This is a genomic window from Pseudomonas sp. ASL7, assembly GCF_056680375.1.
Genome location: NZ_CM155279.1, coordinates 3,121,323 through 3,140,459, shown reverse-complemented (window position 1 = coordinate 3,140,459; position 19,137 = coordinate 3,121,323). Strand labels below are relative to the sequence as shown.

Below are 19,137 nucleotides of genomic sequence, written 5' to 3'. Positions count from 1 at the left end.
GTCTCAAGTCCTTCGCGAGCAAGCTCGCTCCTACAGCTGGTCGGCGTTTGGTTAATTAAATTGCACGCAATTCAATTGCTCGCTATGTTTACCTCATCGTCCTTCATTCAGAGCCCGAACCATGAGCGACAATCTGCTGAGTATTCCGTGCACCACCATCAAGGGTGAGCAAAAGACCCTGGCCGATTACGCGGGCAAAGCCGTGCTGGTGGTCAATACCGCAAGCAAATGCGGCTTCACTCCACAGTACAAAGGCCTCGAAGAACTGTGGCAAACCTATAAGGATCAAGGTCTGGTGGTGCTCGGTTTTCCTTGCAATCAGTTTGGCAAGCAAGAGCCGGGCAATGAAGGGGCCATTTCGGAGTTCTGCGAGCTGAACTTCGGCGTCAGCTTTCCGCTGTTCAAAAAGATCGACGTCAATGGCGCCGGCGCCCATCCGCTGTTTGTGCAGCTGAAAAAGCGTGCACCGGGTGTGCTCGGTTCCCAGGGCATCAAGTGGAATTTCACCAAGTTCCTGATCGGCAAGGACGGCCAGCTGGTCAAACGCTTCGCTCCCGCGACCAAGCCGCAGGACCTGAGCCGCGAGATCGAAGCCCTGCTCAAATGAACACGTTGTCGGTCGATTCTCTGAAGCTCGACAGTCAGCTCTGCTTCAAGCTGTACGCCGCTTCCAGGGCCGTGATCCGCGCCTACAAGCCGATGCTCGATCAGCTCGGCCTGACCTACCCGCAATACCTGGCGATGCTGGTGTTGTGGGAATGGCAGGAGGCCGCTCCGGAGCAGCCGACGGTCAAGGCGTTGGGCGAACGCCTGGCGCTGGACTCGGGCACGTTGACGCCATTGCTCAAGCGTCTTGAACAATTGCAATTAGTTCAACGCCAGCGCTCGGCGCGGGATGAACGAGAGGTGCACTTGAGCCTGTCGCCCGCCGGCAAGGCTTTGCGCGATCAGGTCGGGCCGCTCAAGGCTCGTCTGTTATGCGACAGCGGGGTGGATCTGGATCGTCTGAATGACCTGCGCGATGGCCTCGATCACTTGCTAGGGCAAATCAAGGCACTTTCGTAGCGGGAATCCACACATCGAGCAGCGCGGCGAGCTCTTCCCGACGGAAGGGTTTGGCCAGGTAATCGCTCATGCCCGCCGCACGGCAGCGTTCCCGTTCTTCGGACATGGCGTTGGCGGTCAGGGCGACGATGGGCAACTGCGGCCAGCGCCCGCTACGACGGATTTGCCGACTGGCCTCATAGCCGTCCATTACCGGCATGTTGCAGTCCATCAGCACCAGATCGAATTCTTTGTGTTCAAGCTGATCCAGTGCCTCACCACCGTGGCCGGCAACGATCACTTCGCAACCGAGTTTTCCGAGCATCCCCTTGGCCACCAATTGATTGACCGGATTGTCTTCCACCAGCAGCACGCGTGCGCGCCGTTGCGGTGAGAGGGTATCGAGGCGGGCATCGTTGAGGGTGTTCAGCTCCGATTGGAGCACTCGCCGCAGTGTCTGGTACAGCGCATTGCGCGCCAGCGGCCGTGCTTGTTGCTGCAAGGGGGCGAGGTCACTGGCTTCTTCGCTGGGCAGGAAACTGCCGTAAGCAGTGACCAGCAATATGGGTGAAGTACAGGTGGGGCGCAGGCCAAACAGGCATTCGGGGCAATCAGTGATCACGATATCGGGATTCAGACCGATCATCGAGTCACCGATCGAGCGCTGTTGATAGTCGAGCCCCCAGCCAGGCAATAGGCTGTGCAACAGTTCCGCCAGACCGCTGTTGGCGGCGGTGATCGCGATCACGTTGCCCTGCAAGGATCCCGGGGCGAAAGCCCGGGTGTGACAAGGCAACGGCAGATCGGCACAGAACTGGCTGCCGAAGCCCGCTTCCGAGCTGATCGTCAGTCGTCCCTGCATGGCTTCGCAGAGGTTATACGTCAGCGCCAGGCCCAACCCGGTGCCGCCGAACTGTCGGGTGATGCCGGCACCGGCCTGGGTAAAGGGCTGGAAAATTTTCATCCGCGCGTCTGGGGCGATTCCGATGCCAGTGTCGCAGACTTCGATTCTGACGCCGTCCCCGAACGTTGACAGACGCACATCGACCCGACCGAAACGGGTGAATTTGAGGGCGTTGGACAACAGATTGCTGACGATCTGCCGGACCCGGGTTGGATCCCCGAGCACCAGTGCCGGAAAGTACGGGTCGATCAGGCAGGTCAGTTCGACGCTCGGCGCGGCGTTCTGCGACAGCAGATTGGCGGTGTCCTCGATCAGCGATCCGAGGTCGAATGGAATGTGTTCGAGTTCGAGCTGGCCGGCATCGAACTTTGACAGGTCGAGAATATCGTTGAGCAGTTCCACCAGGACTTTGCCAGAGTCGTGGGCGATGGACAGTTGTTGCTGTTGTTCGGCCGTGAGCGGGCCGTCCAGGGAGAGCGCGATCATGCCCAACAGACCGTTGAGCGGCGTGCGGATTTCGTGGCTCATATTGGCCAGGAACGTTGAGCGTGCTTCAGCCATGTCCAGGGCGGTGCTTCGGGCAACTTCCAGCTCCTGATTGGATTGGCTGAGCCTGGAGTTGATGGCCTTGAGTTCTGTTGTGCGGGCCGAGACGATGTGTTCCAGTTGCCCGAGGTAGTCGGTCAGGCGGTTTTCAGCGTTACGGCGTTGCTGTATTTCGGTGGCGATGTTTTTGAAGTGCTGATTCGTAACCTTGACCAGAACACCGATTTCATCATTTTCATGGCCCGTCGGGCATTCCAGCGACGTGGGTTCCATGCTGCGCGGATCGCGGGCACTGAGTTCGCGGATGACCCGTACCAACGGCTTGGTCAGCATGAAGTAGAACAAGGTCAGCAAGATGCCGGTCAGCAGCAGACTGCGGGCGAAGCCGTTGATCAGCGTCACTTCGGCCCGGCGCAGAAACCGGTTACCGAATGAGTAGGTGTCGACGTCCAGGCGCAGGGTACCGAGGGATTCAGCTGGCAAGTGGTCGAGGTAAAGACGGTCTTCGAACGGCCGGTTCGCACCGAACAGGAAGTCGCTGATCGCCCGATACCTGCTTTGCGAGCCGGGACGTTGTACGTTGGCTAATACGTTACCGTCGTTATCGGTCAATTGTGCGCCGATGATCACCGGCGAACGCAGCAGGCCGAGGGTCAACTCCTGAGCGAGTTCGGCATCAATGTTGTAGGCGATGCGAGAGGCGGGGTTATGGCTGATTTCCAGTAAAGACCGTATTTCACGGTTGATAGAGGCGTCTTCACTGGCATAATCGATGCCTATTTGCAGCAGACTAAGCAGCGTGCCCAGCATAAAACCGACCAGCACGGTAAGCCTGGCTTGCTTATATGACAGCCGGTTGGTGAACTTGATATCCATGGGGGATTGAACCACTTCCGTTTCCCTTCGCTGCTCAAGCATAGTCGATCATGCATGGATACCGAGGCTCCTGCGAGCCCTTGTGCTCTGGATGAACCGGTCACCGAACGCTGTGTTTTGTCGCTGTAACGCCATGATTACCGTGAACGTGCCCGAGGAGAAGACGTGGATTCCCGATTAAATGCTTTTCTTGAACGCGCCGATGCTGTTCTGGCCCGTATCGAGCCGCTGTTGCCCGCACCTCGCCAAGCCATCGACTGGAGCCACTGCCTGGCCGCGCGCTGGCAGCGCGAGGGACGCAGCGGTTTTCTGCTGCCGCTGCAAGTCAGCCTCGACATGCGCTTGTCCGACTTGATTGGCGTTGATCGGCAACTGGAACAATTGGGGCGTAATACCCAGCAATTCATCGATGGTATGCCGGCCAACCACGCGCTGCTCTGGGGTTCGCGAGGTACCGGTAAATCGTCGCTGGTTCGCGCGTTGCTGGCCGAGCACGCCAAGGCCGGTTTGCGATTGATCGAGATCGAACGCGATCACCTGGCAGACTTGCCGCGTGTCGTCGAACACATTGCAAAATTACCCCAGCGTTTCGTGCTGTTCTGCGATGACCTGTCGTTCGAGTCGGGCGAGGGGGACTATCGCGTGCTCAAGAGTGTGCTCGACGGCTCTCTCGAACAAGCGCCGGACAACGTTTTGTTGTACGCCACCTCCAACCGCCGTCACCTGGTGCCGGAAAAGGAAAGCGATAACGAAAACTGGAAAAGGGTCGACGGCGAACTCCATCCCAGTGAGGCCGTGGAAGACAAAATCGCGTTATCGGACCGTTTCGGCCTGTGGCTGTCGTTCTACCCATTTACCCAGGAACACTACCTCAACGTCGTCGAACACTGGATTAGTCAACTGGCTGACAAGGCCGGCCTGGCCTGGCAGCGTGACGAAGCACTGGACATCCTCGCCGTACGCTGGGCCACGGGCCGAGGCAATCGCAACGGGCGTTGCGCCTATCAATTTGCCCGCTATTGGGTCGGGCTCAAGCTGTTGGAGCACAAGGCATGATCGATTTACAGAAGAGCGGTCATGGCCTCGAAGGCTACGGTATGTTGCAGGCGCAACTGGAATCGTTGCTGGCCGATGAACGCGACTTCATCGCCAACGCCGCCCAGTTTTCGGCATTCTTGTACAACCAGCTCGATGATCTGAACTGGGCCGGTTTCTACCTCAATCGCAACGAAGAACTGGTGCTGGGGCCATTTCAAGGGCAGATCGCCTGCGTGCGAATTCCATTCGGTCGGGGCGTGTGTGGGGCTGCGGCGGCGACCTTGCAGACCCAGTTGGTCGAAGATGTGCACGCATTTCCCGGGCATATCGCTTGCGACAGCGCCTCGAACAGCGAACTGGTGGTACCACTGGTCAAGGAGGGGCGACTGATCGGCGTGCTGGACCTGGATAGCCCGAAACTGGCGCGTTTTACCGCGCGCGATCAGGTCGGGATCGAGCAGCTGGCGGCCATATTCCTGCGTCTTACCGACTGCTGATCACGCGCTCAAGCCTGCCTTGGCGAGCAGGCTTGGCGGATCTACTGCATCGATTTGTTGCGGGTCCAGGAACTGATCGGCGTACTGCAAATAGATTTGCGCATTGATGAAGAGCCCAAACAACTCCGGGTCGATGTGGGCGTCACGGCACATGGTGGCCATGATGCCCAGTGCTTCGCTCAGGGTCTTGGCTTTCTTGTAGGGGCGATCCGCGGCGGTCAGCGCTTCGAAAATATCGGCGATCGCCATCATCCGTGCCGGCAGACTCATTTCTTCACGCTTCAACTGTTTGGGATAACCGGTGCCGTCCATTTTTTCGTGATGGCCGCCGGCGATCTCGGCAACGTTGTTGAGGTGAGCGGGGAAGGGTAGATGGCTGAGCATCAGGATCGTCTGCACCATGTGGTGATTGATGATGTAACGCTCTTCGCGGGTCAGAGTGCCTCGGCCAATGCTCAAGTTGTAGAGCTCGCCCCGGTTGTATTTGTAGCGCGGTACATCGAGCTTGAAACCCCAGGGGTTATCTTGCGGAATCAGTTCGCTCTCGGCGCGTTCGAACAGATGCTCGGGTTTGTCCGCCAGCAGCGGTTCGCTGACCGGTAACCTCGGCGCGGGTGTTCGGGCCTGGCGTCGGTTTTCTTCCCAGGAAACGCCTAATCGATCATCCAGCGTTCGAGTCCAGGTGCGTTGGGCCAGTTTGCGCAGGCGTTGCAGGTCAGCCTCGGCCATGGCCTCGCCCCCCAGATTGCAGCGGGCAACGAAGGCGAAGTCATCGTCGAGCTCCGCCAGACTGGCGTTGCGCCGCTCGGCCAATTGCTGCTCGTCATCGCCCAGGGCAATGGCTTGCCAATAGTTGATCCAGACATCGCGCTTGAGCACTTCGAAGCGGGTGCGGATTTCGTGGATTCGGTCGTTCAGGGTTTCCAGCTTTGTGGCTTTATCGACAACATATTCCGGGGTGGTGACCTTGCCGCAATCGTGCAGCCATGCGGCGATGTGCAGCGCCTCCCATTCATCTTCGCAGGGTTGATAACCGCTGAAAGCCGGGGCCTGACTGGCAGCGGCGGCCTGGGCAAGCATCAATGTCAGCGCCGGGACCCGTTGGCAGTGACCGCCGGTGTAAGGGCTTTTGGCGTCAATTGCGCCGGCCAACAGTTGAATGAAGGCGTCCAGCAGTTGTTTTTGTTTGGCTTGCAGCCGCTGGCTTTCAATACTCACGGCGGCTGCACCGGAGACGGCCTGGAGAAACGCGATGCGGTCGGGGCAAAGTTTTTCCAGATCACTTGGGAGGCCGCTGTCGGCCAATAACAGGACCAGCAGGCCCACGGTTTCGTTGTGTCGGTTGTGCAGCCGAATACCGATCAGATGCACGCGGGGGCATTCCATCGCGAGCAACACTTTACGCAAGTCCGCTGCCTGCTCGAAGCCGATACTGGTGACAACATTGTCGGCATTCGACAGCTGCTGCAGCCATGCCGGGCTCTGTGGGCTCTGGAGTTCGTGTCCTTGAACATCGAATGCCGGCAATGCCTGGAACGTGCCATTGATGACCAGACCCTGCGGCTCCATCCGATCGCCATCATTTGCGCGCAGGTAAATCAGACCGGCCTCGGCCTCGCCAATTTTCACGGTTTCAAACAACACCCGTTCCAGCAAAGGGGCGAAACGGGTTTCGGCACTCAGGCTGTCGGTGATCTGGAAAAAACTCGCCAGGGTGTCCTTCATGCGTGCCATCGACACGCCCAGTTGGTCGACTTCCAGCACCAGGGAGCGACGCGCGGCCGGAAAGCTGAAATCGAAACTGCGTATCGCATCGGCTTCCCGCACCAGTGCACGCAGGGGTTTGACCAGAATTCTTGAAGTGAGCCAGCCCAACGGCAGGCACAGCAATAACGTGGCCAAGGTAATCAGCGCGCCTTGCCAACGCATGCGGTAGGCATCGACGAGCAATTCATCTTCCGGCACCAGCAGCGCCAGTTGCAGCCCCTTGGGGCCGCCTTCCTGTAGGTGGCTGCGGGCAACGATCCATTGACGCCCGGAGACCTCCAGTCGATTGCCTTCGGGCGGATGGTTAAGCAGCGCACCGATACTGGGGCTCAGATCGGCTGCTTTGATCAGGCGGGCAGTCTGGTCGTCGATGATCAGTTTGTGACTGTCGGGATAAGCGATGGCATCGTTGTTTGAATCGTACAGCACGATTTCGGTACTGGGGGTTACGACATGTTTGGCCAGGGTCGCGGAAAGTTCCGCCAGGGTCATGTCTGCCCCGATGACCGCTTGTACCCCACTGCGTCTGGCCAACGTAGTGCCGATCTGGTGAGTGGAGAAAAAAATGTAGGGTTCGGTGGTGATCTGATCCCTGACGCTGCTGGCGCTGGAGTATCAAGGGCGGGCTCGTGGATCGTAGGTTTCTTCGGGGGTGTCCAGTCGACTGATGAGGGCCAGGCCCTCATCGAAGAACAACGCTTGTGAATGGACCTGATTGCTACTGTTCTTCTCGATGCTCCACACCTGATAAGCCGCCGTTTGCGGAGCGTGAAGGAGGGATTTCAGGTCTGCGGTTCGCAAGGGGCGGACCATGAAAAAATCACCGTTGTCGTAGCCCAGATACAGCGATGCCAGGTTGGGATTGTCCTTCAGCGATTGGCTGAAGGGTTTGAGCAGCGCCAGGCGTTGCTCCAGGTCGGGTGCCTGCGCCGCCGGATTGTCCGCCAACAGGCTCAACAGATGTCGAATCGGCTCATAAGTGGCGTTCAAGTCCTGTCGAACGTCCTGCTCGATGCGGTCGAAGAGCTTTTTACTGCTGGAAAGAATGATCTGTGTGGTATGCCGATAGTTGAAAATGCCCAGGACCACGCCGGTCAGCAACAGCAGGAAGGTGAACATCACGCTGATGTGAACGTGCAGGGGAAACCGCCGCGGATCCGGGCGCAGTGGGCTGGGCATTGCCGTCTCTCCATGATGTTTAACACACTGCTCAGCGACCAAGCATAGTTAAGGCTCGGTCATTCTGCGCTTGTCGTTTTGTCCAATTTGTTGCTGCAACGCTTGCTCGAGTTCCAGCATGGCGCGCTCCATGGCCTTGCTGCGTTCAGTCACCTCATCGTGATGGACCGCTTCCTGGCAAGCCTTCTCCAACGCTTCGCAGCTGTCGATCAACCGGGAGGCCTGGACGATTCGGGCGGCACCCTTGATTTTGTGGGCGACGTCGAGAAATGACTGCAGACCCTCTGAGGGCGACAGTGCCATCAGCTCCTCTCGGTCCAGACGGTTGCTTTTCAGCAGTTCGGCCAATAAGCGCTGGTCCAGCGCCCGATTACCCCCCGTCAAAACCTGTAGCCCTGCCAGACTGAACGCCGGATCGCGGGCGGTCGGCTGGATACCTTCAACCCATTGACCCAAGGCAGTCAGGGTCAGGGGCTTGAACAGGCAGTCGTCCATGCCTGCGTCTTTGCAGCGTTGTACTTCTTCCGGTTGGGCGTTGGCAGTAAAACCCAGAATGGTGCAACGCGGCCGGTGCGATAGTTGTTCATGTTGGCGAATGGCGCAGGCCAGTTCGTAGCCATTCATGAACGGCATGTTGCAATCGGCAATGACCAGGTCGTATGGCTCGACTTTCCAGGCTGCCAATCCTGCCGCTCCGTCCGGTGCAACGCTGAATCGGTGGCCCAGGTACTCTAGCTGCTGGCACATGAGCAGGCGATTGGCCGGGTGATCGTCGACCACCAGAATATTCAACGGGGCTGTCGAGTGGCATATGTGCACTTCAGCGGGTTCCGGCAGTTGTACGCGTGGCAATGTTGGCAAGTGCAGCGAAACCTGGACTTGAGTACCGATGCCCGGCTGGCTGCTCAATTGCAGGCTGCCGCCCATCGCCTCGCACAGGCTGCGGCTGATCACCAGACCAAGCCCTGCGCCGCCCCTGTCTGATTGCCCGGAGTTTTCGGCTTGTGCGAAAGGCTCGAATAACTGCTGCCGATCCTGTTCGCTGATGCCGATGCCGCTGTCCTGAACCTGCACCAGCATCAGCACTTGCTCGGAGGAGTTCGTCGGGTGCAGGTTGACGACAATCCTGACCTGACCTCGCTCCGTAAACTTGATGGCGTTGCTGACCAGGTTGGACAGCACCTGCTTGAAGCGCATCGGGTCCAACAGGACATCGAACAACGGCGTGGCAGGATGGAACTCCACCAGCAGCGAGAGATTTTTCTGGTGAGCCAGTCCATCGAAGATCCGTACGACTGACGCGACGATATCAACCGGATTGACCCGTTCCGGGCTCAGACTCAGGCGCCCGGATTCGATCCGTGCAATGTCGAGTATGTCGCCTATCAGCTCCAGCAGGTCTTTCGCCGAGTTGTAGGCCACCTCGATGGCCGGGCGATCCGGGTGGTCGTGATCGATTCGCTTGAGCGTCAGTTCGAGCATGCCGATGACCGCATTCATCGGGGTGCGGATCTCATGACTCATGGTGGCCAGAAAAGTGCTTTTGGCTCGATTGGCCTCATCAGCGCGTTCTTTCGCGGCTCGTAGGTCATCGAACAGTTGCCGACGCTCGCTGATGTCGATCCAGCCGCCGATGATGCCTTGCACTTTTCCACTCGAATCACGGTAGGGCAGAATCCAGTGATAAATCGTCAGTCTGCGGCCGCCGATGTGCAGTGCACGGTCCAGAATCAGCGGTATGCCCTCGGCCACGACACGCTGGTAGTCAGCCTGATATTCCTGGGCTTCGAACGCATTGCTCATGTTGCCCTGCATCACACTTTTGCCGATAACATCTTCACGTTTCGCGCAGAACACTTCGAGGTAACTGTCATTGCAGCTTTGCAGCAAGCCCTGACGATCGCGAACGTAGATCGGATGAGGCGTCCCGTTGACCAGTGATCGCATGAATTCCAATTGATCATTCAACGCACGTTCCGCCGCCTGGCGCTGTTTGATCTGGCGACGCATGTAAGCGTTCCAGGCAACGGAAATCAACAGCAGCACGCCAGCACCGATGACGATCTGATAGAACAGTCGGTGGTAATTGCGCCAGGTACTTTGCGAGGACGCCGAATAGCCACGCCAGCGGCTGTTGATGATGCCCAGCTCCTCCGGCGCGATGCTCAACAGTGCCTTGTCGAGGATGGAATTCAGCTCCTTGGAATTCAGGCCGGTCGCCAGGGAGAACGCGGCCTGTCGGGTGCCAATGGTGGTGCTGATCTGGAGGGTGTGTTCAAAGAGCCGCGATGAAATGAAGTAGTTGGCAATCACCAATGAGTTGACCGAACCTTCTGCCTTGCCCTCGGCGAGCAATTCGACGGCGCTGAAGGTGTCCGGGGTTTCGATCAGCTTGATCCGCGGGTACTCGCGACGCAGGTAACCGACCAGTGGATTGCCCTGGGCGATAGTGAGGCGTTTGTCCTGGAGCTGATCAAGGTTGGTCGGGCTGTCGGCGGCTTTTCGAGTCAGCAGGACGAAGGAGTTCTGCAGGTAGGGGCGGGTGAAGTTTAACTTCGACTCACGTTGGGCGCTGGGGAGCAGGGCGCCAATCAAGTCGGCTTGATTGCCCATGATTTGCTGGATCATCTCGCCATCGCTTCGGCTGCGATGGATGTCGAAGCGCAAACCGGTGCGCAATCTGATCAATTCGAGCAGATCGGCGGTCACACCTCGAAAGTTGCCATCGCTGTCAAAAAACGTCAGCGGTGCATAGGCCTCATTGACCACCACGCGAACCACGGGGTGTTGTGCCAGCCAGCGTTCCTCGCTGTAACTGAGCTCCAGTTTTTGATCGGTGAGAAGAATGTCACTGCCGGCACTCCAGCGTTTGGCGATATTTTCTCGCTCGCTGATTGGAGTGACCATGAGCATCGCATTGATGATCCCGAGCAGTTCGGGGTTGTTCCTATGCACGGCAAAGCTGAAGCCGTGGGCTTCGTGTTTGCCGAAGTTGGCCATGCGAATGTTATTCAGGTACCCCTTGTTGATCATGTAGTGGGTTGAAATGGTGTCGCCGAGGAACACGTCAGCCTGGTCAAAGGCCACCGCGTTGATCGCATTCTGGTAGGACGGATAGGAGGTGATGATCGCCTTCGGATAGAGCGCGCGAACCTCCTCCAGTGGCAAGTAGTGATACACCATGCTCAGCCGCAGGCCGGCCAGGCCCTCGGTCAGTGATCGGGTTTCGCCTTCGCGTGTTACCAGTACCGGCTGATCTACGGCGTAAGGTGTGGACAGCGCAATGTCCGCATTGTGAGCCTCGAATCCATTGGCGGTGCCAAGCAGGTCGACCTCGCCGTTTTCGAGTGCCTCGATCGCGGCTCCTCGGGATGCGAAGCGCTGAACCCTGATTGGCAAACCGGTGGTTTTGCCGAGGATGCCCGCGTAATCGGCAGTGAAGCCTTCATACTCATGACCGCTGATTGTCAGGTCGAAGGGCGGGTAATCCGGTGCCGACGTGCCAAGAATCAGCTCATGTTTGTTCTTGATCCATTGTCGCTGGGCATTATTCAGTTGGACTTCCAGATGTCCGGTCGCTGAGCGACTGAGCAGGGCGTAGTTCTCGCTGGCAATCGGCGCAGCCGACACCGAGGGGCTCAGGCACCAACCGGTGGCGATGAGTATCAGGTAATCCTTTATACGACTGGGCATCCTTTCTCTCACACTAACGCGTTACGTTTTGCCATCTCTATGAGTTCAACCAGGGATTTGGCTTTTAGTTTTTGCATCAGGCGTTTTTTATAAGTGCTGACAGTTTTGTTGCTTAGAAACATACCTTTGGCAATTTCCTTGTTGGTGCGGCCTTGGGCAAAAAGTTGCAATACCATCAATTCTCGATCGTTGACCGATTTGAATAACTCCAGATCAGCGTAACGCGCGTCATCACTGCGAACAGGATTCAAGGCCTGGCTCGGAAAATAGTTGTAACCCGACAATACCGCTTTAATAGCACTGATCAGTTCACTCAGGTCTTCCTGTTTGCACACGTAACCTGAAGCGCCGGATTGCATACAGCGAATGCCAAAGAGTGTCGGACATTGTGCTGTCAGTACCAGTGTTTTCAAGGGAGTACTCATGGCGTTGAAACGGGCGAGAACTTCCAGACCATCCAGTTTAGGAATGCTGATGTCGAGTATGACCAGGTCGGGCATGCATTCGCGAACCATCTGCATGGCGTCGACCCCATTATCAGTTTCGCCAACGACTTTGTAGCCCTCGTGCTCCAACAACATACGGACAGCAAGACGGATCACAGGGTGGTCGTCGACAATAAAAACGGAGTTCATAATAAAATCCCATACGAGCTCAAATAAAGCGCGCACCTTAGCTCAGATAGTTCAGGAGACGCATGAAGTGACGGACCTGTAGCAGCAATATAGGATGATTCCTACACGCGAAGAAGAATAGGACTACGTACCAAGTAGGTTTTTATGAGGATGAGTGAAAGTTGTTGGTGTTTGGTTTGATGGTTGAGGGTTGTAACTTGCAAGTTTGAAAATTGTTTTATTTGGTGTTTTTGCGAGAATTTTTATAGTGTGCTCAAGGTCAACAGATTTCTAAATTTCGGATTGTTTCAATGGCTTTATTAAATACCCCAATAAGGGCAGTCCGTGTTCGCTGGCCAGTTTTTTAAGTGTGTCCAGTTCTGCAGAGGTAAGACTACTTAAGAGTATGGCTTGCCTGATCATTCCCTGGTGGCTGGCGAGTTCAACCAAATCAAGTCCGGGAAGGTCAGGCAAGCATTGGTCGCACAAAAGAATATCGAACGGTTTTACCGCCTTGAACATTTGTTGCAGGGCGCCTTCAGCACTGTCGGTGGTAGTCAGTTGGGTGAAGCCGTAACTTTCAAGCAGGTATTGAGTCGCCCTGAGCTGAAAAGGATGATCTTCCACCAACAGGATGCGCAGATCGTCTTTGAACATAGGATTATTCACGCTTCATCTGTCGATCAGAGGGAGATGACATTATTTCGTGAGACCACCGAGCAATCGGTCAGGTTACTCAGCGCGAGGTGTAGGGCGATTCAGCGAGGTTTGAATGTAGTTGACCTTTTGGTTGATGATCGGCCATTTCGTATGTCGTAATGGCCAATCAGCCCGTTCTAATCAGTAACTTGAGCGTCCAGTCATTTCCTGCGCCATTTGACTCGCATAGCTGTCGGTCATGCCGGCGATGAAGTCAATCATCCGCAGAAACGAGCTGTGTAGAGGGCCGTGAGGATCGGGTGCATTGCTTCCCAAGAGGTCAAGGATACGTCGGCTCTTGAAAGAGGGGGTTCGACCGTTGTGCTGTTCCAGTGCCGCGCTGCAGAAGGCGTTTAACAGGATTTCCAGTGTGGTGTAGGCACCGATTTCGTGCAGGGTCTTACGTTTGTCCTGGAAGATTTTTTTGCGCGCCATGTCCTTTGCATTCAATACACATCGCTTGGCGGGGCCGTGCATATGCTCCACCAGATCGCCGGGCAGCGTACCGGCCAGCAGCGCGTCCTGTTGCTCGACAAAGGCGCGGGCGGCTGCATTGGTCAAGTGTTCGATGGCTTTGCCCCGCAGAATCGCCAGTTTTCGCCGACGCGAATCCTCAGGACCGAGCAGACGATAAGTCTGCGGAAGGTCGTCGCCCACAAGATCCAGCAACAGCGACTCGACTTCGGCGTACTCCAGCAACTCCATTTCCAGACCGTCTTCCAGATCAATGAGCGCGTAGCAGATATCGTCAGCCGCCTCCATCAGGTACACCAGCGGATGGCGTGCCCAGCGCTGATCTTCAAGTTGCGGCAGGCCGAGTTTCAGGGCGATCTGTTCCAGCAGCGGCAGTTCGCTCTGATAGCAACCGAATTTATGCTTCTTGTAGCCCAGCGAATCGGCGTGTTTTGCCGTCCATGGGTATTTCAGGTAAGTCCCCAGCGTGGCATAGGTCAGCCGCGTGCCGCCGTCGAACTGGTGATATTCCAGCTGGGTGAGCACGCGGAAGCCTTGGGCATTGCCTTCGAAGTTCAGGAAGTCATTACGTTCGGTTTCGCTCATTGCATCCAGCCAGCCACGGCCGGCGGCTTGTTGGAACCAGTGACGAATCGCATCTTCGCCGGAATGACCGAAAGGCGGATTGCCGATGTCATGGGCCAGACATGCCGATTGCACCACCATTCCCAGGTCGCTGGGTTCGCACCAGTCGGGCAGGGTGCTGCGGATGGTTTCGCCGACCCGCATGCCAAGCGAACGGCCGACGCAACTGACTTCCAGCGAGTGGGTCAGGCGCGTATGGATATGATCATTACTGGTGACCGGATGGACTTGGGTCTTGCGTCCGAGGCGACGAAACGCTCCCGAGAAAATAATGCGGTCGTGATCTTTGTGGAAAGGACTGCGGCCGAGTTCTTCCGGGCTGTGCAACGTCTTTCCGAGGCGCTCGCGGGTAAGCAGGGTTTGCCAATCCAAGGCTGATTCTCTCCGTCAGGTGACTGATGAGTGTCTAGCTTCCGGGTTCGCGTCGGGACCTGCAAGTGGTACTAAAGCCCGGCAGCGTCAATGTCGATGAGCAGCAGTCGCTCGCCATTATCGAAAAATTGCCCGGCGGTCAGGCAATACTGGTTGCTGGTGGCATCGCGGTACGTGTTGGAGAGCGTGAGCCGACGCTCATCCCAGCCCTCGGCCAACAGGTGATAGAAGTAAGGGCGCCATGACCAGTTGTGGCCCAGGTAGCGGTTGTCGGCTTCCCAGCCGGTGTTGCGCCATTCAAGGTTGGGTGTCAGTTGCGTGCCGTGACGGTCGCACTGATAGAAGCGTAGCAACCAGGGAAATGCGTCCAGTTGCGGCAAGGCACTCAGTGGGGCGCGGGCCTGGGCCCAGGCTTGCAGGATCGACATCAGCTCACTGAGTTGCTGGCGCATGACCATCAGGCGGCCTCGTTCCGCCAGTTTCTGTTCAACATAGCGCTGGCGCAGTTGCGCAAAGCGCTCGACAAACGCCTCGGTATCAAAGAAGTCCGCGTGTGCCCCGGCAAATAGAAATCCCTGCACATAGCGCGAACCGCACTCCAGGGCAAAATTCAGCTGAGCGTCGGTTTCCACCCCTTCGGCAATGATCCAGCAACCGGTTTTTTCCGCCATTTGTGCCAGGGCCTTGACCACATCGCTGCTCGGCCCACCCAATGCAGCGGCCTGAAACAGTCGCATGTCGAGCTTGAGAATGTCCGGTTGCAGGGCGAGTACACGATCGAGCTGAGAGTAGCCGGCTCCGAAGTCATCGATGGCAATTCGTGCGCCGGCTTGCCGGTAACGGGCCACTACCTGGGCCAGGCGCTGGATATCGCCATTCAGCTCGGTGATTTCGAAGACGACTCGTTGCGGGTTGACCCCGTGCCGGGCCAGTTGTTTGAGGCTCGGCAAGGCTTGGTCCGGGCGTAAGCGACTGATCCAGCGAGGGGACATGTTCAGGCTCAGAAACCAGTCTGATGGCGCTTCATGCAGACGGCTCAGGGCATCATCGCGGATTTGCCGATCCAGACGCCGCAGCGCAATCGCGGGGGTTCGCGGGTCGGCGAACAGCGGCCCCACCGAGGCCAGTTGACCGTCGGCCTGACGCAGTCGCCCCAATGCCTCGACGCCGGCGATACGGCCTGTGGCGGTATCGATGAAGGGTTGAAAGCAGGCGAGCGGTTGCCCGTCGATCACGAGGCCTCCTTGGTCAGGCTGTTTCTGGATAAACCTGGTCACCGGGTAGGCGCGCAGGAATGAACCTCTCGATTAGGAGGTTCATTCGGTGGTAGTGCAAGAATGTAGCCAGATAGCGGCTTAGTGGTCGCGCGAAGAGCCTTGCATGACCAGCTTGATCAGCGGCCCCAGCGTTGCGCCCAGGCGAACCAGTCGAGTCAGGCCGCTGATGCCACCGTTCTTGGCGCCCTTGCCGGTCAGAAAGCCCAGCAAGGTGACGGCTGCCACGCCCCACAGCGGAGCATGCTTAATGCCGAAACCCTCCTGCAGGTTTTGCGTCATCCCGCGCACTCGTTGCAAGGGTTGCAGTAGTTGCGTGGTTTCGTGGCGGATTTCCTGGCGATGCATTTCCATGCGCAGGCGGATCAACGCCTTGCGCATTTCCGTGCGTGAGCTGTTGTGAGGTAATTCAGGAAGGCTCATGGCAGCAGGCGCTCCCTGTCGTTGGCCAGTTCTTCAAGGGTGCCATGGAAGGGTGAAGATTCATCGAAAATCGCCGCTCTCAAGCGCATCGCACAAAAGATGCAGGCGAGGGTATAGAACACACAGAGCCCGATGATGGCAGTCAGGCGATAGGTGTCCCAGAACAGGATCAACACCAGCGTCGACAAACCCACCAGCAACAGCAACGCAAACACCAGCGCCAAGCCTGCAAACAGCAGCAGGCTTACGGTGCGTGCTTTCTGTTCCTGCAATTCGATGCCGAAGAGTTCGACATGGCTGTGCAACAGTCCAAGAAACGCAGCACCCAGGCGCCGCGATGAGGAGCTTGTGCCCGTCGCCGACGAGCCGGATTCGCCGGTCGCCATAATCAGCGCCGGGTTGCCAGCAGACCAATCAGGAAACCCACGCCGGCTGCGATTCCTACCGATTGCCATGGGTTGGCCTGAACATAGTCTTCTGTGGCGGTAACGGCTGCCTTGCTGCGATCGCGCAGGGAGTCTTCAGTCAGTTTCAAGGTTTCACGCGCACGCAGCAGACTGTCGTGAATTTGCTCGCGCAACTCATCCGCCTGATCACCTGCCAACGTTGCGGTGTGTTCCAACAACCGTTCGGTGTCGTTGACCAGGGTCTGAAAATCGTTCATCAGGATTTCTTGAGCAGTCTTTGCCTTGATGCTGGCCATTGGTGATCTCCGTAAGTGGCGTCTGTTGCGTTCGAGTATGAGCCTTGCGCGAAGGTTCAGTACAAATCACTGGTACAACTTTTGCTGTGTCGTGGTGCGCCAGGCACGCGCCGTTGCGCTGTTGCTGGGCATGATTCAAGCAAAACCTTATCTCAAATAACGAAAACGCGCGCAAAGGTTCCAACCTTGTGCGCCAAAGCAGCTCATCGGGCTCAAGGTACTGATCCTGAAAGGTTGCAATTTGGTGCATGAATTGTCTGCGCGAACTGCTTTGGTGCTTTTTTAGCCTTCAGGTCTGCCAATTCCATGGAAAATCTGCAAAGCGCTGTGGACAGTCTGGTCCACAGCTCCAATACGTTGTTCATTATGATCGGCGCGGTCATGGTACTGGCCATGCACGCCGGGTTTGCCTTTCTCGAAGTCGGCACGGTCCGACAAAAGAACCAGGTGAACGCCTTGTCGAAGATCCTCAGCGACTTCGCCATTTCGACCCTAGCCTACTTCTTTATAGGCTATTGGATTTCCTATGGGGTTACCTTTCTGCAGCCGGCGGCTGTGATCAATGCCGATCATGGCTACGGGTTGGTGAAGTTTTTCTTCCTGCTGACCTTCGCCGCGGCGATTCCGGCGATCATTTCCGGCGGCATCGCCGAGCGCGCCCGGTTCGTTCCCCAGTTGTGTGCGACAGCCCTGATCGTGGCGTTCATTTATCCCTTCTTCGAAGGCATGATCTGGAACGGCAACTTTGGCGTGCAGGCCTGGTTGCTGGATCGCTTCGGCGCCAGTTTTCATGATTTCGCAGGTTCGGTAGTGGTCCACGCCATGGGCGGCTGGCTCGCACTGGCGGCAGTGTTGTTGCTCGGACCTCGGCAAGGCCGCTATCGAGAAGGACGACTGGTGGCGTTCGCGCCGTCGAGCATTCCTTTTCTGGCGTTGGGGTCGTGGATCCTGATCGTCGGCTGGTTCGGCTTCAACGTGATGAGCGCGCAGACATTGCAGGGTGTCAGCGGCCTGGTGGCGGTCAATTCGCTGATGGCCATGGTCGGCGGCACCATGGCGGCGTTGATCGTCGGGCGCAATGACCCGGGCTTTCTGCATAACGGCCCGCTGGCCGGGCTGGTGGCGATCTGCGCCGGTTCCGATCTGATGCATCCGGTGGGCGCTCTGGTAACCGGTGCGATCGCGGGCGCGCTGTTTGTATGGTGCTTTACGGCCGCCCAAGGCAAATGGCATATCGATGATGTGCTGGGTGTCTGGCCATTGCATGGTCTGTGCGGCGTGTGGGGCGGAGTCGCCTGCGGAATTTTTGGCCAAAGTGCATTGGGTGGTCTGGGCGGTGTGAGCCTGATCAGCCAGTTGATTGGCACTGTGCTCGGCGTGGTCGTGGCATTGGCCGGCGGGTTTGCAGTGTATGGCGTGATCAAGGCGTTCCATGGTTTGCGCCTGAGTCAGGAAGAAGAGTATTACGGTGCGGACCTGTCGGTGCACAAGATCGGTGCGGTGAGCCAGGACTAGTCGTGCAAGCGGCATTCAGGACCCATGATTGGCGTCAGGGTATTAGCGAAATACCGGGAAATCGGCCAGGGTTCAGGCGCAGGGGATTGGCTCGACGGCTTTTGATCGCGCGCCTAGAATGAACCTCTCCTTTGCCTGGTCTGGTGGTCATGCCTCCTGAATGTCAGCTGTTCGGCACCCTTGGTTGCCATCTCTGTGAACTCGCCGAAGATGAACTGATGCCTATGGTTGAGCACGGTTTATTGGTGGAGCTGGTCGACATCGCAGAAAACGAAGGCTGGGTCGAAGACTACGGTCTGCGCATTCCAGTACTTCGGCGCCTTGATACCGGTGCTGAACTCGATTGGCCGTTCGATGCCGAGCAGGTCGTGGCGTTCTTGCGCTGACCCGACACTACTGGCGACGCTCCCACCCGTCGCAGTCCTTGATTCATCAATTGGCGGAAAACAGGTTATTCGGTTACTGTATGGGTATACAGTTATTCCGATTGCCTGCCATGCTTTGTCCTTTTCGGATTGGGGCAGGCGATCCCAGAAGTCAGAGGGACGAACCTTGGTCAATGTCGAACAATTGAAGAACAGCGTGAACCGTATGTCGGCGGACGTGGTCCGCGAGGCTGTCGTCGAATTGCGTCTGGATGGCCTGGTGACGGAAGGAAAAACCCCGTTCAACAAACTGCATTTCAATACCTGTTTTGCTGAAATCGAAGCCTTGTTTCAGCGCGCGGGCTATCACCGGCAGCTGGATGTCGTGGGCTATCAAGGGTTGTTGTATGCGCTTTATGATCCGGGTCGCTGGGAGGCTGTTGACGTGCTGCGCTGGCTCAAGGAGTTTACCGATGCGGCAGCGCAGACGCAGTCGATACGGGCTTGAAGATTCTCTTCTAGGTTCGTTC

The 19,137-nt window shown here is 57.3% G+C and carries 15 protein-coding genes and 2 pseudogenes; 7 read left to right on the top strand and 10 right to left on the bottom strand.

Features of this window, described 5'->3' with window-relative positions; translation table 11 throughout:
* Window positions 1-121 precede the first annotated feature (121 nt).
* Together AC1MDT_RS14380 and AC1MDT_RS14375 are read left to right on the top strand one after the other, a co-directional pair.
* Window positions 122-607 (top strand): glutathione peroxidase, encoded by a 486-nt coding sequence (locus AC1MDT_RS14380; RefSeq protein WP_150635967.1) that lies wholly within the window; start codon window positions 122-124, stop codon window positions 605-607.
* The gene (locus AC1MDT_RS14375; protein WP_038982224.1) at window positions 604-1,065 is read left to right on the top strand and encodes a MarR family winged helix-turn-helix transcriptional regulator; all 462 of its coding nucleotides are present in this window, start codon (window positions 604-606) and stop codon (window positions 1,063-1,065) included. The genes AC1MDT_RS14380 and AC1MDT_RS14375 overlap by 4 nt, the downstream gene beginning before the upstream one ends.
* On the opposite strand, the gene AC1MDT_RS14370 is transcribed toward AC1MDT_RS14375, so the two are convergent.
* Window positions 1,049-3,370 (bottom strand): hybrid sensor histidine kinase/response regulator, encoded by a 2,322-nt coding sequence (locus tag AC1MDT_RS14370; RefSeq protein WP_480422657.1) that lies wholly within the window; start codon window positions 3,368-3,370, stop codon window positions 1,049-1,051. The two genes, AC1MDT_RS14375 and AC1MDT_RS14370, sit on opposite strands and share 17 nt — an antisense overlap.
* Window positions 3,371-3,535: 165 nt before the next feature.
* On the opposite strand from AC1MDT_RS14370, the gene AC1MDT_RS14365 reads away from it, so the two are divergent.
* Window positions 3,536-4,426, top strand: coding sequence for an ATP-binding protein (locus AC1MDT_RS14365; RefSeq protein WP_480422656.1), 891 nt, complete (start codon window positions 3,536-3,538; stop codon window positions 4,424-4,426).
* Window positions 4,423-4,905: a GAF domain-containing protein gene (locus AC1MDT_RS14360; RefSeq protein WP_480422655.1), complete on the top strand. Its 483-nt coding sequence runs from the start codon at window positions 4,423-4,425 to the stop codon at window positions 4,903-4,905. The genes AC1MDT_RS14365 and AC1MDT_RS14360 overlap by 4 nt, the downstream gene beginning before the upstream one ends.
* Here the strand turns inward: AC1MDT_RS14360 and AC1MDT_RS14355 are convergent.
* From AC1MDT_RS14355 to AC1MDT_RS14315, 9 genes and pseudogenes are all read right to left on the bottom strand, one after another.
* Window positions 4,906-7,851 (bottom strand): annotated as a pseudogene (locus tag AC1MDT_RS14355) (HD-GYP domain-containing protein).
* A gap of 48 nt (window positions 7,852-7,899) precedes the next feature.
* Complete coding sequence (locus AC1MDT_RS14350; RefSeq protein WP_480422653.1) at window positions 7,900-11,544, bottom strand: transporter substrate-binding domain-containing protein; 3,645 nt, start codon at window positions 11,542-11,544, stop codon at window positions 7,900-7,902.
* A gap of 8 nt (window positions 11,545-11,552) precedes the next feature.
* Window positions 11,553-12,179: a response regulator gene (locus AC1MDT_RS14345; protein ID WP_480422652.1), complete on the bottom strand. Its 627-nt coding sequence runs from the start codon at window positions 12,177-12,179 to the stop codon at window positions 11,553-11,555.
* Window positions 12,180-12,421: 242 nt separating this feature from the next.
* Window positions 12,422-12,815 (bottom strand): annotated as a pseudogene (locus tag AC1MDT_RS14340) (response regulator).
* Window positions 12,816-12,998: 183 nt separating this feature from the next.
* Complete coding sequence (locus tag AC1MDT_RS14335; RefSeq protein ID WP_480422651.1) at window positions 12,999-14,327, bottom strand: deoxyguanosinetriphosphate triphosphohydrolase; 1,329 nt, start codon at window positions 14,325-14,327, stop codon at window positions 12,999-13,001.
* Between the two features lie 71 nt (window positions 14,328-14,398).
* Window positions 14,399-15,562, bottom strand: a complete 1,164-nt coding sequence (locus AC1MDT_RS14330; RefSeq protein ID WP_480422650.1) for an EAL domain-containing protein — start codon at window positions 15,560-15,562, stop codon at window positions 14,399-14,401.
* A 120-nt stretch (window positions 15,563-15,682) separates the two neighbouring features.
* Entirely contained in the window at window positions 15,683-16,024 is a 342-nt protein-coding gene (locus tag AC1MDT_RS14325; protein ID WP_480422649.1) for a hypothetical protein, read from the bottom strand.
* A complete protein-coding gene (locus AC1MDT_RS14320) occupies window positions 16,021-16,410 on the bottom strand; it encodes a phage holin family protein (RefSeq protein WP_480422648.1) in 390 nt (129 codons plus the stop codon). The genes AC1MDT_RS14325 and AC1MDT_RS14320 overlap by 4 nt, the downstream gene beginning before the upstream one ends.
* Before the next feature lie 2 nt (window positions 16,411-16,412).
* Window positions 16,413-16,727 carry an ElaB/YgaM/YqjD family protein gene (locus tag AC1MDT_RS14315; RefSeq protein WP_480422646.1) on the bottom strand — a complete coding sequence of 105 codons (315 nt, stop codon included), beginning with the start codon at window positions 16,725-16,727 and terminating at the stop codon, window positions 16,413-16,415.
* Window positions 16,728-17,033: 306 nt separating this feature from the next.
* Here AC1MDT_RS14315 and AC1MDT_RS14310 point away from each other — a divergent pair, with 306 nt between their 5' ends.
* From AC1MDT_RS14310 to AC1MDT_RS14300, 3 genes are all read left to right on the top strand, one after another.
* Window positions 17,034-18,242 carry an ammonium transporter gene (locus AC1MDT_RS14310; protein WP_480422644.1) on the top strand — a complete coding sequence of 403 codons (1,209 nt, stop codon included), beginning with the start codon at window positions 17,034-17,036 and terminating at the stop codon, window positions 18,240-18,242.
* A 149-nt stretch (window positions 18,243-18,391) separates the two neighbouring features.
* The gene (locus AC1MDT_RS14305; RefSeq protein ID WP_480422642.1) at window positions 18,392-18,628 is read left to right on the top strand and encodes a glutaredoxin family protein; all 237 of its coding nucleotides are present in this window, start codon (window positions 18,392-18,394) and stop codon (window positions 18,626-18,628) included.
* A 166-nt stretch (window positions 18,629-18,794) separates the two neighbouring features.
* Window positions 18,795-19,115, top strand: a complete 321-nt coding sequence (locus AC1MDT_RS14300; RefSeq protein ID WP_414909510.1) for a transcriptional regulator — start codon at window positions 18,795-18,797, stop codon at window positions 19,113-19,115.
* Window positions 19,116-19,137: the final 22 nt, after the last annotated feature.

Coding starts and splice junctions, on each gene's coding strand:
- AC1MDT_RS14315 (WP_480422646.1), bottom strand. CDS start 16,727: ATGGCCAGCATCAAGGCAAAGACTGCTCAAGAAATCCTGATGAACGAT.
- AC1MDT_RS14305 (WP_480422642.1), top strand. CDS start 18,392: ATGCCTCCTGAATGTCAGCTGTTCGGCACCCTTGGTTGCCATCTCTGT.
- AC1MDT_RS14345 (WP_480422652.1), bottom strand. CDS start 12,179: ATGAACTCCGTTTTTATTGTCGACGACCACCCTGTGATCCGTCTTGCT.
- AC1MDT_RS14375 (WP_038982224.1), top strand. CDS start 604: ATGAACACGTTGTCGGTCGATTCTCTGAAGCTCGACAGTCAGCTCTGC.
- AC1MDT_RS14360 (WP_480422655.1), top strand. CDS start 4,423: ATGATCGATTTACAGAAGAGCGGTCATGGCCTCGAAGGCTACGGTATG.
- AC1MDT_RS14380 (WP_150635967.1), top strand. CDS start 122: ATGAGCGACAATCTGCTGAGTATTCCGTGCACCACCATCAAGGGTGAG.
- AC1MDT_RS14320 (WP_480422648.1), bottom strand. CDS start 16,410: ATGGCGACCGGCGAATCCGGCTCGTCGGCGACGGGCACAAGCTCCTCA.
- AC1MDT_RS14370 (WP_480422657.1), bottom strand. CDS start 3,370: ATGGATATCAAGTTCACCAACCGGCTGTCATATAAGCAAGCCAGGCTT.
- AC1MDT_RS14325 (WP_480422649.1), bottom strand. CDS start 16,024: ATGAGCCTTCCTGAATTACCTCACAACAGCTCACGCACGGAAATGCGC.
- AC1MDT_RS14310 (WP_480422644.1), top strand. CDS start 17,034: ATGGAAAATCTGCAAAGCGCTGTGGACAGTCTGGTCCACAGCTCCAAT.
- AC1MDT_RS14350 (WP_480422653.1), bottom strand. CDS start 11,544: ATGCCCAGTCGTATAAAGGATTACCTGATACTCATCGCCACCGGTTGG.